The organism is Nitrospirota bacterium, assembly GCA_040755395.1.
Classification (GTDB): domain Bacteria; phylum Nitrospirota; class Nitrospiria; order Nitrospirales; family Nitrospiraceae; genus DATLZU01.
The window spans coordinates 1-14,053 of the sequence record JBFMAX010000017.1 but is presented as its reverse complement, the minus strand read 5'-3'; the positions used below and the strand labels follow the sequence as shown (position 1 = coordinate 14,053).

At 61.0% G+C, this 14,053-nt stretch carries 9 protein-coding genes; all 9 read right to left on the bottom strand.

Annotated elements, in window-relative coordinates:
- Positions 1–357, bottom strand: a complete 357-nt coding sequence (locus AB1555_17870; GenBank protein ID MEW6248554.1) for a flagellar protein FlaG — start codon at positions 355–357, stop codon at positions 1–3.
- Between the two features lie 83 nt (positions 358–440).
- The gene (locus tag AB1555_17865) at positions 441–1,268 is read right to left on the bottom strand and encodes a flagellin (protein ID MEW6248553.1); all 828 of its coding nucleotides are present in this window, start codon (positions 1,266–1,268) and stop codon (positions 441–443) included.
- Positions 1,269–1,471: 203 nt separating this feature from the next.
- Complete coding sequence (locus AB1555_17860) at positions 1,472–2,002, bottom strand: hypothetical protein (GenBank protein MEW6248552.1); 531 nt, start codon at positions 2,000–2,002, stop codon at positions 1,472–1,474.
- A 13-nt stretch (positions 2,003–2,015) separates the two neighbouring features.
- The gene (locus AB1555_17855) at positions 2,016–3,746 is read right to left on the bottom strand and encodes a glycosyltransferase family 9 protein (protein MEW6248551.1); all 1,731 of its coding nucleotides are present in this window, start codon (positions 3,744–3,746) and stop codon (positions 2,016–2,018) included.
- Between the two features lie 76 nt (positions 3,747–3,822).
- Complete coding sequence (locus AB1555_17850; protein MEW6248550.1) at positions 3,823–5,640, bottom strand: glycosyltransferase; 1,818 nt, start codon at positions 5,638–5,640, stop codon at positions 3,823–3,825.
- A gap of 46 nt (positions 5,641–5,686) precedes the next feature.
- Complete coding sequence (locus AB1555_17845) at positions 5,687–5,845, bottom strand: hypothetical protein (protein ID MEW6248549.1); 159 nt, start codon at positions 5,843–5,845, stop codon at positions 5,687–5,689.
- Positions 5,842–7,068 carry a glycosyltransferase family 9 protein gene (locus tag AB1555_17840; protein MEW6248548.1) on the bottom strand — a complete coding sequence of 409 codons (1,227 nt, stop codon included), beginning with the start codon at positions 7,066–7,068 and terminating at the stop codon, positions 5,842–5,844. Before AB1555_17840 ends, AB1555_17845 begins: the two co-directional genes overlap by 4 nt.
- A 613-nt stretch (positions 7,069–7,681) precedes the next feature.
- Complete coding sequence (locus AB1555_17835; GenBank protein MEW6248547.1) at positions 7,682–12,229, bottom strand: glycosyltransferase; 4,548 nt, start codon at positions 12,227–12,229, stop codon at positions 7,682–7,684.
- 73 nt (positions 12,230–12,302) lie between these two features.
- Entirely contained in the window at positions 12,303–13,886 is a 1,584-nt protein-coding gene (locus tag AB1555_17830) for a radical SAM protein (GenBank protein ID MEW6248546.1), read from the bottom strand.
- Positions 13,887–14,053: the final 167 nt, after the last annotated feature.

The following is a 14,053-nucleotide window of genomic DNA, read 5'->3' as shown; positions in this document are numbered from 1 at the left end:
TTAAACGTGTTCTTTCACCAACAGCCCCTTCACGCCGTTGAGGTTCCTGGCCAGGTTGAGCACTTCTTCCGGCGGAATTTGCCGGATCACTTCCCCCGTCTGAGAGTTCACGACTTTCATGATGACCCGTTTGAGATCCTGGTCCACCTCGATGTTCAGATGGCCGACATTTTGGAGCACCTCGCGCACCCGTGCGATGGCGCGCTCGACATCCTGTCGATCCAAAACGACCTGACCCGAGTCGACGCGCTCGGCCACCGCTATCGGCTCCTTCGCCAGGAGCGGCCTGGCAAAGGTTTTGTCCATCGCTTGTGCGCCTTTGAGGAGTTCCTCCCGTCTGGTGACTTCACGAATCATGGGAGCCTCCGTTGGGCAAATCCGTTCACCACCGCCCCCTCTCCGCTCGCGCGGAGAGAGGACTGGTGAACGGCGGGGTTACTCTATCCCCGGAGCAGCGCCAGCGCCTGCTGCGGCAGAGTGTTGGCCTGCGCCAGCACAGCGATGCCAGACTGCACGAGGATCTGGTTCCGCGTGAAGACCGCCGTCTCGTAGGCGATGTCTGCATCCCGAATCCGCGATTCGGCGGCAGAGAAGTTCTCGCTCGTCACCTGGAGGCTCGCAATCGTAGCCTCGAACCGATTCTGGTAGGAACCGTAATCGGCGCGAGCAGTGGCGACTGCGCTGATCGCGCTGTCGATGTTTGCCAAGGCGCTCTGCGCGTTGGTCGCCGTGGACACATTGACCGAGCTGAGACCGATAGACGCCAGGTCTAGGTCCCTGAGGCTGATCGACAGCTTATCGTTGGCGCTGCTCTTGAACCCTACTTGGAGAGTAAAGCTGTTTGAAGCGCCGCTCAGAAGAAAATTGCCGTTGAATTCCGTCACGGTCGCGATGCGATCGATCTCCGACCTGAGTGCGACGAACTCCTGATCCAGGTACGACCGCTCGGTGGCACCCAGGGTGCCGTTGGACGACTGCGACGCCAGTTCGCGCATCCGGGCCAGCAGATTGCCGATGGTGGATGCGGCACCGTCAGCGATCTGCGTCAGACTGATACCGTCGTTGGCGTTCCGGATCGCTTGGTTGATGCTGCGGATATGAGCGCGCAAAGTTTCCGACACGCCCAAACCCGCCGCGTCGTCGGCCGCCCGCGTGATGCGAAGTCCGGACGACAGCCGTTCAACCGACCGCTGCAACGAATCCGAGCTGACACTCAGATTGCGTTGAGCGGAAAGCGACGCGATGTTGGTGTTGATGGTGAGGGCCATAGCATGTTCCTCCTTGACTAGAGCGACTGACTGCCACGAACCCCTCGGCATCCGTGCCGAAGGACCAGGACGAATCTTCCACGCGATCGGGCGGTCGATCAGCCCTCCCGACCGTCGCCACCTCTATCGGCAGAGATGACGCCGGACTTTAGTAGCCGCCCCATCCAGGAACGAGCAGCAACCGCGCACAAGAAGGCACGAGATCACGGCCCGTCGAGGTTCGGCAACAGTTCGTATTCGACCAGATCCGCGAGGCGCACGGTGTCGCCAGCCGCTCGAGCCTCCATCACATCGGCCAGCACGCTTGCCAAGGCTTCCCTGCCGGCGAGGGACGACCGGTTATGGCTGGCTACTTCGGCGACCTCAAGGTAATCCGCGAGTTGGCCCAGCCAGGTATCGACCGGCGCAAGGGCGCCTTGACCTTCACGCAAGGCGATTACGAGCCGCCGGCCCTCGGTTTTCAACAGCGAGCCGAACCGCTCGATCGATGCTTGGGCTCCGGCCAGGATCTCCAGTGCAGTTTGAGAGGTCGCCCGAACGTTGCCCACCTCTCTCGCTGCGCGAGCGAGAAACGCCGGGGTTAAATCTCGGTCCGTCATCCGCCGGCCTTCGATCTCCAACCCGGTGACGATACGTTGCTTGGCCTTGGTTCGCTCGCTCACTTGGGCCAAGACTTCCATGAGCGACGCGCCGTCTTCGATCTCCCATCGTTCTTCGTCCAATATGACCTGCATAGCGTCTCTCCATTTAGTTTACGGTAGGCTGAAAGCCGGGCACCGAGCTGGGCCGCGAGTGGTCGACACCCGCTACGTGCTCGATCCCGATCTCCGTCTTCTTCACACTTCCGAGCAGGCACGCCACCTCCGCCAGCCTCTTCCTCCAAACACGGCAGGCCCGTAGCTGAGCCAGCGCTAACGCCGGCAAGCCCTCGTCCTCCGCATTGGAGGCTTCACGCAGAAAGGCAACCGTCGGCGGGCCGAAGGCTGGTGAGGAAGCGGCCACGCGCACAGCATGCTGCCGAGCCTCGCCGAATCGTGCTTGCGCCTCTTTGAGCGATTTCACCGGAAGAGGGCATTGGCGACTGAGCTGAGCCAACTTTTCCGCCTCAGCGACGAGCTGATCGGCAAGGGGCTGAAGACGGCTGAACACTTGTCCTGCCGCCTCATAGTCCGGCGCAGGCGTCGAAAGGGGAGCACGGCGGCTGGGACGGCGGGTCAAAGACTCAAACCAGTATCGCCGCCAGAACGAGCCGTACCACTCGGTCAACGGGTCGGACCGCCCGGCGCGGAGAACATAGTCCGCTAGGCCGTCTTCATCGACGGCTGATTCATAAAGACGGATGCCGGTCGCGTGGGCGGGAAACGATCCGGCGTGCAGCGTATAGAGGCCGAGCTCGGCGACTTGGTCACAGTCTATCCGGTCTTTGCATGCATGATGGAAGCAGATGTGGTCGAAGCCGCAGGGAGCGCAGTCGATGTCAGGTTGGATGACCCAATGCCCTGGCCCATAGGGACCGGTCTCGCGAAAGTCGACATGCCCGACGGAGAGATCGATGACCGGCGTGCCGACGCCGACGGCGAGATGCATGGGTCCCGTGTCATTCGTGAGAAGCAGCCGACATTCGGCCAGCAGCGCAGCCAGTTCGGGAAGCGTCGTCTGTCCCACCGCGTTGCACAACGGACTAAAACCTCCCGCCGCACGATACGCGGCGATGGCTTCTTCTACCATCCCCCTCTCCTGCTTCGTCCCGATCATGACGAAGCCCACCCGAAGCCGGTGACTGAGCGCAGCCATCGTACGCCCGAAGTACTCGGGCCGCCACGCCTTGATCGCCTCGCTCGCGCCGGCCTGCACGGCAATCCACAGCTTCGGTTTCACGTTCAAGGCCGGAGAATGGGAGATACTTCGCACGGCTAACCGTAAAAAACTCTTCGCCCACTCGGCTGCCTTCCGAGGAACTGTGACCGCGAGCGGCGAAAAGGGACCGGGACCGCTTCCACCTAAGGCATACAAGTCCACGAGATTGAACCGGTTGAGGCGGCGGTAATGATGGAGATCGGTGAAATACGCCATCCACGGATCGCGCACGAGCGTCGAGCCGTCCGCCGATACCGAGACGCCGCGAATATCAGGAGCACCGATACACGATGCCATCAGGCCGCTGCGCCGGTTAAAGGTTAGGTTGACGATCCGGTCGTAGCGTGCGTCGCGCAGCGGCTTGACCCACGCCTCGACATCGGCGTAAAGCGATACGAGGTCCTTGGCCATCGCTCGACTGTCATCCACTAGTCCGTGAAAATTGAACGCGAAGACCTGCCGGAATCCCGGAAGCAAGGCGGCGACCGGGGCAAAACTCACGTCGACCACGAGGTCAACCTCGACCTCAGGCCGCTCGTGCCGCAGGCGAGCTAGAAGCGGCACGGTCTGCACCAGGTCTCCCATGCGGGTAATGTTGATGATGAGCACCTGTCGAGACATAGCTATCGACGCACCGCAGAGGAAACGACCGTTTGCAGGTCCCCTTTCAATATTCAGGACTCATCGTTCATATTTCTCAGACCAGATCTCTCGTTTCGCTCCGATACTCATCGAGCATGAGCACCAACAGTTCGTCGCGCGACAACTTGGCGGTCGGTCCCTTTGCACGGATTCGGGAGGCGAGCGCTTTGAGCTCCACCCGCTGGGAGTCCGGAAATTGCCGCAGCAGAGGGATCAACTCAGGGCTCTTGTCGCAGCAAGCCACCAGCCGGGACGCCTGACGGTCCCCGCGCAGGATCGAGCCGACCCGGTCGGGCTGCCTCAGTCCCACCTCAGCGAGCAGATCCCGCATTCGGTGGACGTAGGTGTGCTCGGCCAAGACTCGCCGAAGGGCGGCTTTCGCCATCGCTTGTCGGGCCTCCGGTTCATGTAGCCACTGTCTGATCTGCGACGGCAGCTCGTCAGGTGACTCGAAACAAGCGACCTCCTCCGCCGTGAACACCTCTGGCAGCAACGAGCGGCGGTCCGTCAGTTGAAAGGCGCCGCAGGCCGCCAGCTCAAAGGTGCGCGGATTGACAAAATCCCCCTGAGGATCCAAGGTGGTTCCGGTGAAGGAATGCAGATTGAGATTGATCGTGGTGGCATTGAAGATTTTCACGCAGGTTTCGGTGTCGATTCGCGATCCCTGCCGCTGGAGCACACCTCCCAGATCTGTCGCGCCATCCCATTCATTGCCCCACAGCTTAAAGGTCCATTCGGCCTTAACCAGACGGGGGAGGATCGCGCGGCGGTTGGCGTATCCGGCTCCGACGAATGAGACATCGGCCCCGAATTCCGCGCGTTCGCTGTCACTCAACTCGATGGACCGGTGCACCGCCGGATCCGCGGCAAGCGGGAGATAGGTGACGTGCGGAGCACCGGCACGCCGGAGCATCTCCTCGTAGGCCCCTTTTTGAATGACGAACCAGTGGTCGTACCCGGCGGCGAGCTGTTGCCAGTAGGTGAGGTGGCGGTAGTTCTCCACGAACCATATGGCGGTCAGAAATTTCTTGCGGCGCAGATGCTCCAAAACCGGCATCTCCAGGGGAGCCTGCGCCAAAGCGATCACCAGATCTGGTGGATCCTCCGCTAGCCGCACGAGCGTCAGCAGGCCCAGCATCTCCGCAAACTTGCCTTGAAGAGTCAGGCGATGCCGCGGCTCCTTGAGCCCTCCCAGGATGCGATAGCTGCCGTCATGGGCGCTATGGTCGATCCAGTTGACACGGTGGCCGAGAGTTTCCAGCGCCGATGCCGCGTAGCGGGCGATGGGTAAGGAACCCCCGTAAATGGGTCCGACCACAGCGACGTGCAGTTGGCCACCGGCCTGAGCGGCCAACCTCCGGCGCAGGGCTTCCTCGATCCGAGCATGCACGTCGGCATGGAGCCGCGCGGCCGGCGCGTATGTCAGGAACCGAAGCGGCCGGTCCGACTCCGCCAGCCCCCGCGCAATCTGCCCGGGCTCGCCCCATCTCCATGCCGCACGGTCAACCCATCCAGTGAGATCCCGTGCTTCACAGGCATCGTGCAGCTCGCGCAGGTCCGGCACAACCACTGTCACACGCGCATCAGCCGGAAGCCGCCGCACGAGCGCCTCCACGTGATAGAGCAATCCCACCCCGAGCACAACCGCGACCTCACCGGACTGATAGGCCTTCGCCTGCGCTTCAGCCCACACCTCCGCCTCATTCCACGGATCATAGGCACTATGGACCCAGCGACCATGGATTGTTGCGGTCGGCAGGCCGTTCCTGGCCGCTGTCACTGACAGTACGCCTCCACCGCTCTCGCGAAGGCGAGCTGCCAACAAGGCATCACGGCCGGCCAGACGGGCACAATTCGCTGAGAAGCTCTTCATGAACGGACTCTTGTCCTCACCGCTTTCCACGCGGTTCGCGCTGCAACTACGGCCAGGGCCTTATATTGTTCCGCAATTGCGCAGCGATCGGCGGTCGCCCGACCTGCACATCCACTCGACACACGAACTTGGCAGTCTTCACCTCGTGGCCGAGCTCGACCAAGTCCTGGCGGAAGTACGGATTGCCCAAGAGGAGAATGTTCATGCCAGTCGCCTCCAGACATCCTCCCGGCTGAGGTCCGGCTCAGCCGCCGCACCCGCCACCGTGTAGTACACACCCCATCGGTCGAGATGACTCTGCCACAGCGACCAGCCCTCCGGAACGGACGAACAGGACCCAGTCAGCAACAACTCGATGCTCTCCTCCACCGGCCAGGTCCCTTCGAGGTTCGAAGTTCGAAGTCCGAGGGTCGTCATTGGCCAACCCATATGCTCTCCGAATCCATCATCTTCGCACTTCGAACTGTGAAGGTCGAACCGTCCAGATGGATCGGCCTGCCAGACCCAATGCCCGATTCCATACGGCCCGGTCTCATGCACCCGGGCTCGGCCGAGATAGAAGCCCATCGCCCTGGCGCCGACCGCCGTGCCCAGATGGAGCGGCCCGGTGTCGGCACCGACCACCCACTGGCAGCACGCCAACAGCCCGGCCAATTGGCGAAGCGTCGTTCTGCCGGTCGCATCCCAGACCTGTCCCCCCACCAGAGGAGACAGCGCCTCGTGGATCGCCAATGCGGCTTCATGCTCGCCCGCACCGCCGATCAACACGACGGTCCAATTAGTGCATGCCTTGGCTAAAACAGTGATCCATTGCGCCCACATCGACGGCGGGATCACCCGGGTTTGATCTCCCGCTCCCACAACGACTGCGATGCGAAGCCTGTCACTTTGAGTAAACCGCCTGAGATCGGAATCCAGTTCGACCGGGAAAGCTTCAAGGCGAGGCGCCAGGCCAGTGGGCTTCACGCCACAGAATCCGCACCAGGCATCAGCGAGGTGCACCCGGTTCGCCCCAGGTTCCTGAGCGACCTGACGGAGATACGCGGCCCACGGCAGCAACGTCTCGCTCAACGGTCCGGCCTCGCCGGGTCCAACCACGCGTGTGCCGAGCAGATGGGCGGCGTAAATTGCTAGTGGGTGATTGTTGAGGTTGAATACCGTCTGGTACAACTCGGGCACAAGTTCGCGAAACGTCGCCTCGGCTTCGTCCAGCGACGAGCGCCGCGCAAGGGCCCTCCACCGCATGCCGTCCCAGGGGACCACTGTTGACACTCCCGGCAAACAGGCAGCCAGCGTCGCCAAAGGGGCCGGGCAGAGCACATCGACGAGTCGGTCGCGGTCCTGCGCCTTGAGCGCCAGGATTGCCGGCGCCGACTGCACGATGTCGCCGAGGCGGGCCAATTGGATCACCAGCGCCCTGCTTGCCACAGTTTCCTTGACTAGCATCCGCGTTCCAGTTTGAAGCGAGACGCTCGAGCGATGAGTTCCACAATGATCCACGCGGCCTCAAATACTCCTGCGACGATTTGTGCGCCCTTTTCGATGACGGAAAACGTTAAGAATTGATCGACGGCGATTTCTATATGAGGCTATCCCTGGAATTCCGCCGTCAGAAAGCTCCCCCAAACCTATTTGGGGTGTTTGAACATGTCATCAGAGAGCATGACCTAAATAATCTCATGTACGCGCCCTTGGACGTCATCTGGTCCCCGGCCGGCATCGTGAAGCCTTATCTCCTGTTTTTCGCCAAGGAGAATGTGTCCCGTGTCTCTATACGAGGTGCGGAAGACCCCGTCGATCTGGGAATCGAAATCTGCTCTCCATTTACTAAGCATTTGGCATGGACTTGATGAAGCTCAACGCCCGCTTTGGCCTGTCGAAATGCTGGTTCTTGGAGCCCCCGGCGAAACCGGTGCAATTGTATTAGCTTGACCGGCAAGGCTATCGGCTGATCGGCCCCCCTGACATGGGACACACATTCACTGCCCCGACCTTCCTCGGTCTTGAAGTCTGTATGAGTGCCATCTTCGCGTGAGCGATTTCACCCCGAGTTCACCTCGACTTCTTGCCCGTTTGCCTCTAATGCCTTTTCCAGATCCCTAAGTCCCTGAAAGTCCGGCTGAAGCAGCCGGATCGTTTCGGCCTCACGCCTAGCCTCATCTACTCGCCCGCAGCGGAGGAGGACGCCAGCCCACGCATACCGTATGGCCAGCTCACCGGGATTTCGCTGGACGAACCGCGCGAGCCGCTCGGCTAACGCCGCCCAGCGCTCTAGAACCCTCCCTGCGCGGAGCAGCCAATGGATCACCTCCGCGTCGTCGGGACACTCTTCGAGGAGCGCCACCGCCAACTCCCACGCCGATTCTGCGTGGTGGGCCCATTGCCTGACCGGGCTCTCTTGCGCGTCCTTTCTTGCTGCTGGCTTTTGCCCTATGTCATGTGGTTTTTGCTGTTCTGAGTATTCCGTCTCCAACAACCCCAGACGTGCCATCACCAGTCCCAGCCGGGCTTTCCGTCGATCGGCTCCCTCAGCCAGCGCGGCATCGAATGGCGCCGCTGCCTCGCCAAATGCCTGTCGCTGCATGGCGAGGACACCCTGAAGGAGCCAGGCTTCTCCGCCACCCTGTGCGCCGGCCCGAATCCTGGTCAACTGCGCCTCAGCCTCTTCCAGCCGGCCGGCTGCGAGCGCTGCTTTGGCCAATGCTGTCCTGGCCTCCGGATCTTCCTTCAGCTCCAGCACACGGCGCCACAACTGCTCTGCCGCTTCGGCTTCGTCGAGCACCTGCGCGACCCGCGCTCCCCATCGCAGCACCATGGGATTGTCCGGCCACCGATCCGGCTTTCGGAGTCGCGACCGGACCGCTTCGAAGTTGCGCCGTTGCCCTGCGAGTTGGGTCTCCGCAACGACTTGCCACCTTTCTCGCTGCGCCGGATCGATGAGGGGACGTTGCTGTACCGAATTCACGGTGGGATACTCGCAATAGAATCCATCCTCAAATGCGAGCAGGTCTTCATCCGCCAACCACCAGCATGACCCCCACCGGGTCAGGAACAGACGGCTGTTGTCCGCATCATGGGCTTTGCGTCCGGGTGTTTGGCTTTCGAGATGGTACAGCACACTCTTCGGTTGATAGACGATCTTCCATCCTCGTTCGCGAACCTTGAGGCACAGATCCACATCCTCGAAGCCGTTCCGGTACCCTTCGTCGAATCCCCCGACTTCGTCGAACACCTCTCGACGTACCAGCATGCAGGCGGCCGTCACCGCCTGAAATTCACGCCGCCGGTTCACCGCCGGCAAGTCGGCTGGACAACCCTGGTACAAATGATACGGCGTGAACCACACGTGGGAAAACGCCACACCGGCGTGCTGGATCGTCCCATCGGGGTACAGCAACTTGCTGCCCACCACGGCGACGTCGGCATGCTCTTCGACTTCCCGCACCAGCGCCTCCAGCCAACCAGATTGCGGAATGGTGTCGTTGTTGAGGAACACCAGATAACGGCCTCTAGCCGCCTTCGCGCCTTGGTTGCAGGCCTTCGCGAACCCCAGATTCTCATCGTTGCGGATGATCCGCACGTCGCCGCCGAGTTCCGCAAGCAACGCCGATGTCCCATCGGTCGAGCCGTTGTCGACAATGATGACTTCCCACCTCGGCTCATCCGGTGTGGTCGCCAGAGCTTCCAGGCACCGTCTCGTCAACTCCACCTTATTCCAAACCGGGATGATGATGGAGCAGGTCACTTCACGAGTCGTCTGTCGTAGGCGCAAGTGACCGCTCCGCTGTGCTTGAGCTGCACGGACGATCGGCAAGTGGTCGCTATAGGGGCTGTATTTCCGATAGATGATCTCGGTGGTTCTGGCGAACGCGTCCGGTCGCCCGCTCGTCATGGATGAGCCATCGTTTCGCCACGTGAATTCCGCTGTCGTTTTCTTGACGTGCAGAAAGGCGAATTGCGTGGCCATTCTGATCCACAGATCCCAGTCTTCATGGGCGAAGAGACTCTCGTCGAACAGCCCCACTTGTTCGAGGCAGGCTCGTTCGTGCACAATGCAGAGGACCGGAATGTAATTACTGACGAGCAGTAAGGCGGGGTCGAAGTCTCTCGAGTAGGGCACATCGCGGCCGATCTCGACAAACCGATCCCCTTCTTTCCGTTCGTGCACGCGCCAGGCATCGGTATAGGCGACCTTGTGAGTCCCACCAGCGAGCGCGGTGACGAGAACTTCCAAGTGATCTGGAAGGAAGCGATCGTCGTCGTCAAGGTAGGCGATGTAGCGCCCCCTCGCATGGCGCAGGCCAGTATTCCGCGCGGCCGCAAGCCCTCGATTCTTGTCATGCACGATGTAGGTGATGCGGCCGTCGCGGTTGGCCTCGGCCACCACCGCCGAGACGTCCTGGCCTCCGTCGTTTACGACGATCACTTCGAAATCCCGAAAGGTCTGTCTGGCTAAACTGGCCAATGCCTCGCGGAGACGTTCCGGACGGTTGTAAGTCGGGACGACCACGGACACCAACGCCGATCGGCAGAAAGGCCGAGGGAAAGCCGTCTCTCCAGGTGCCCATTGACAGACCCAGACCTGATAAATCGGCAGCAGCCGGCGCGTGGCAAAATCGCGTGGCATCGGTGCGGGAACATAACTGAGGGCAGGGAGCTCGACATAGATCCGGTCACAACCCCGCGGGTGAAATCCCTGTTCGCGCAACAACTGACCCAATTGGTTTTCCGTCAGCCAGTCTTCGATCGGTTGGTTGGGATGCGCGACTTTTTGCCATTCCTCCCACACGTCGCCGCGGGGCGTCGTCAACACGAGATACCCCCCTGGCTTCAGCAGCGCAGCCAGTCCTTGAAGAAAAGCGGCCTTGTCGGCATAGGGCACGTGCTCAATCACTTCCGAGCAGAGCACGATATCGTAAGGCTCAAAATCCGGCCGTGCGGTGACGGTCTCGGCAGTTCCCACTTCGAAGCGCACCTCAGGAAACAACCGCCGCGCATGATCGATCACAGCTGCGACTGGCTCGATCCCTTCGCATGTGCCATACATTGACGCCAGATTCGTCAGCCAGCCGCGTCCACAGCCGACATCGATGAGGCGCAAGGAACGATGGGCGTCTGTTGCCAATAGGTCTCGTCGCACGAATTCCAAACATGCTGCGATTTTTGCCCAGCGCGCAGCTTCATCGGCATTGGGCTCGGGACCAGACCACGCCGGCTGGTTGACAAAGAGCTGAGTGTAAAACTCATCAGTGCGCATATGATCCGTTCTCCTCTCGCCAGGCTGAATGCGTTCGGCCGTGGCCTGCGCTTTTTGTTGGTGCTTGCCGCCCAGACGGAATGCGGGCTGCGGAGCGGTGGAAGACTGGCGGAGCGCCGGATCCTCATCCTCTCCGCACGAGGGGCCGCACGCGTTCAGTTGCGACGTCTCCCTGCCAAGGCCGTATTCCGGCTCGGCACCGGTTCTCATCCACCGCAAGGTCTGGTCAAGGCGGTATTCGCTCGTGTGATAACGCCGGATCTTTTGCAGCGCCGCTCGAGCCAGCGTGGCGGCGAAGGATGAGTCTCGGATCACCAGTTCCAACTCGGCTGCCAACGCATCGGGATTCGTGTTCGGAACTAACAGGATCTCGCGGTTGTCTTCGAACAAGGCACGCGTGTTAGGACGGTTCGGTATCGACCATGAGAGCACCGGACGACCGGCGGCCATCGCTTCCACCACGCGTCCGGGATAGGACTTCAGCAGGGTCGGAAGGTTGACAATTGCCGCCCATTGCTTAAGGTGCGCCAGCCAATTCGCAAAAATTTGTTCCCGCAGCTCGCGCAAGGCCGCGACATATCGTTCCATTGCCTCGAAGTCCCACCGTCTGCCTGCGCGGAATTGATCAGCAACCTGCCGATGGAGTTCGTCGAATCGCTGCGGAAAAGTCGTGCGGGACTCAGCCTGCGGCGCGTGCACCAACCACGGTGCGAGGGACGGCCATGACAGCCACGTCTCTCGAACCCCATACGACTCACCATAAAACGCGCCCTTCGGGTGGCTTGGGAGATCAATCGTATCCGTCAGAAAACGCGCCGGCACGGATGGTGGCCAAAAGAGCGCTCTGACCAGCCCGCGGTCATTGCATCGCCTGGCGTCTTCCTCATCAACCGTCAGAAGATGCGTCAGGTACCGGCACCCCTGCATCACACGCGCGTCTCGCCCACGGAGATGCGGGTACCGGCGGTACTCCTCGGCGTCGTACTCCAACGATTCCATGACGAAGCCAACCCGAACGGGAGCCAACTGCGCAACCCAGTCGAGAAAGGATTCCGGGTACGGACAGTGCACAAGCCACAGCCAGACCTGGTCGAATCGTTGGGTGCCGATCACACGTTGAGCGTGGTTCAACCACGACCGGAGCGGTACGTCCGGCGCTTGACAGAGCGCGGGGAGGACCGTGCAACGAGCGCCGCAGGCACGCAAGCCCTCCTCAATGGCAAAGTTGGCCGTATAGGACCAGGGTTTGGCCATGCTCCACGAGGTAAATTCCAACGGAATGAGGAGCACGGTGAACGGGGTTCCCCCATCCAGGGAGATCGTGTCACTCATGTCCAATGTCCCTTTCCTACTGCGATCAAGATGCGAGTTCCTCGCGGCGACCCAAGAAACAGTAGAGGGTGGTTCATAACAACACCCGCCTCCGGCTACCGCCGTCTGCGTTCCGCCAGTACGTCGTCTCCTTGCACCACGACGGGATGGTCTGTCTTTCCAGCTTATGCGACAGCATCTCGTGGATATGGGGAAGTGTGTCCTTCCCAAACGTTGCACCTACCAGATCAAGATACCGGGGATTGGTGAAATAGGTCCTGAAGGCCTGATCCCTGAACTGCAAGACCTCCGTTGAGGACAGCCATCTTGTCGGCAACGGGTGCGAATCGCTGGCATACTGCGAATAGCCCGACCAGGTCTTTGGCAGCGGCCACTGCTCGCGGAGCGCCAGCGTATAGAGAGCAGAGCCGGGATAGGCCATTGCGCAGTAGAAATTGGCCCATTCCGTGTTGAGAGCCAAGGCAAGATCCAACGTGGCCTCAAGGCTGTTTCTATCGTCTTCGGGGAGGCCGAATAAATAGTTTCCGACGACGTGAATGCCCGCCTGGCGCACCCTGTTCACCGCACTGGCAATGAGCCCCTGGGTGAAGCCTTTGTTGACCTCCTGGCGAACGTGCTCGCTCGCCGATTCGATGCCCAGGGCAAGCCATCGGAAGCCCGCACGTTGGAGCTTTGCGATGAGTTCGTCGGATTGCACCGTGTCCACCCTGGCATAGGCCCACAGATTCAGGTCATAGCCTCGCTCAATGAGACGATCGCAGAGGGCTGAGACGTGTCGCCGATTCAGCACGAACATTTCGTCCGCGATTTTGATGTTGCGAATACCATAGTCCCTCACCAGCATGTCGATTTGCCCGATAATGGTATCCGGTCGCCAATACCGGTAACTGTTCGTGTCCTCGTGAAATCCAGACGCCAGTTCACCTGTTTTAAAGGGGGCCTGAATGCAGCAGAAGGAGCAGCGGAAGGGGCATCCCAAGGTCGTGTAGAACGCTGCATACGGCTGTCGCGCATGCAGACGACTGAAGCAATGCCAGTTGTGGGCGCGATAGCGACTCATGGGGAGAAGGTCCCATGCGACCTCCGGCATAGCTCCATCCAGGTCCATCACCAAAGGCGCGGGAGGGGTCGTCCGAATAGACCCGTCGCTCCTGTACCATAGGCCGCGGACCTGCGCGTAATTCGGATGAGTGGAGCCTTTGCAGGCCTGCAGTAAGTCCAGCGTCGTCACCGGACCCTCCCCTCCGCAGACGAAATCGGCCGCTTCTTCCTCGAGGGTGCGCCGAGGCAGCGCCGCCACGTGTCCACCGACGAGCAAAACCCGTTGTTCTGGACAATACGCCTTGATCATGTTGCAAATCGCCCCAGCCGCCGACATCAACTGAGTCGAGGCCGATGGGTTGTGCCCGTAGACCACCACCGCAGCGAGGAGTGGGCGCTGGGCGGCAACCCTCCGGGCCACAGCCTCCGGCTCCAACCCTTCAGCCTGTGCGTCTAGAATCTCGACGGAGCAACCATGCCGACGGACAAACGTCGCGATCAACCCCGCCCAAATCGGCGGTTCGACCGCTGTCAGCTTGGTGGCCAGGGTCTGATAGCACCGCTCCGGTTGACCGGGGTTCACAAGCAACAAATCCGGCGAGGAGGGCCGATGCATGGCACTCAACTCCGTAACCCGCTAGGCAGTTCGTGATGCGTGTCAACTTTCATCTGAAAAGGGACCCTTTTCTTTCATCTGAAATTCCCCCCCCTCCTGGGGCTAAGTGGTTGATGTTTTGTCCGACCTCTGGGTCGGGTCGACCCGAGATCGTTGGTCCTAGGCCA

Bases quoted from the DNA above. Each gene is read 5' to 3' on its own strand.
- AB1555_17865 (MEW6248553.1), bottom strand. From the start codon at position 1,268: ATGGCCCTCACCATCAACACCAACATCGCGTCGCTTTCCGCTCAACGC.
- AB1555_17830 (MEW6248546.1), bottom strand. From the start codon at position 13,886: ATGCATCGGCCCTCCTCGCCGGATTTGTTGCTTGTGAACCCCGGTCAA.
- AB1555_17845 (MEW6248549.1), bottom strand. From the start codon at position 5,845: ATGAACATTCTCCTCTTGGGCAATCCGTACTTCCGCCAGGACTTGGTC.
- AB1555_17835 (MEW6248547.1), bottom strand. From the start codon at position 12,229: ATGAGTGACACGATCTCCCTGGATGGGGGAACCCCGTTCACCGTGCTC.
- AB1555_17850 (MEW6248550.1), bottom strand. From the start codon at position 5,640: ATGAAGAGCTTCTCAGCGAATTGTGCCCGTCTGGCCGGCCGTGATGCC.
- AB1555_17870 (MEW6248554.1), bottom strand. From the start codon at position 357: ATGATTCGTGAAGTCACCAGACGGGAGGAACTCCTCAAAGGCGCACAA.
- AB1555_17855 (MEW6248551.1), bottom strand. From the start codon at position 3,746: ATGTCTCGACAGGTGCTCATCATCAACATTACCCGCATGGGAGACCTG.
- AB1555_17860 (MEW6248552.1), bottom strand. From the start codon at position 2,002: ATGCAGGTCATATTGGACGAAGAACGATGGGAGATCGAAGACGGCGCG.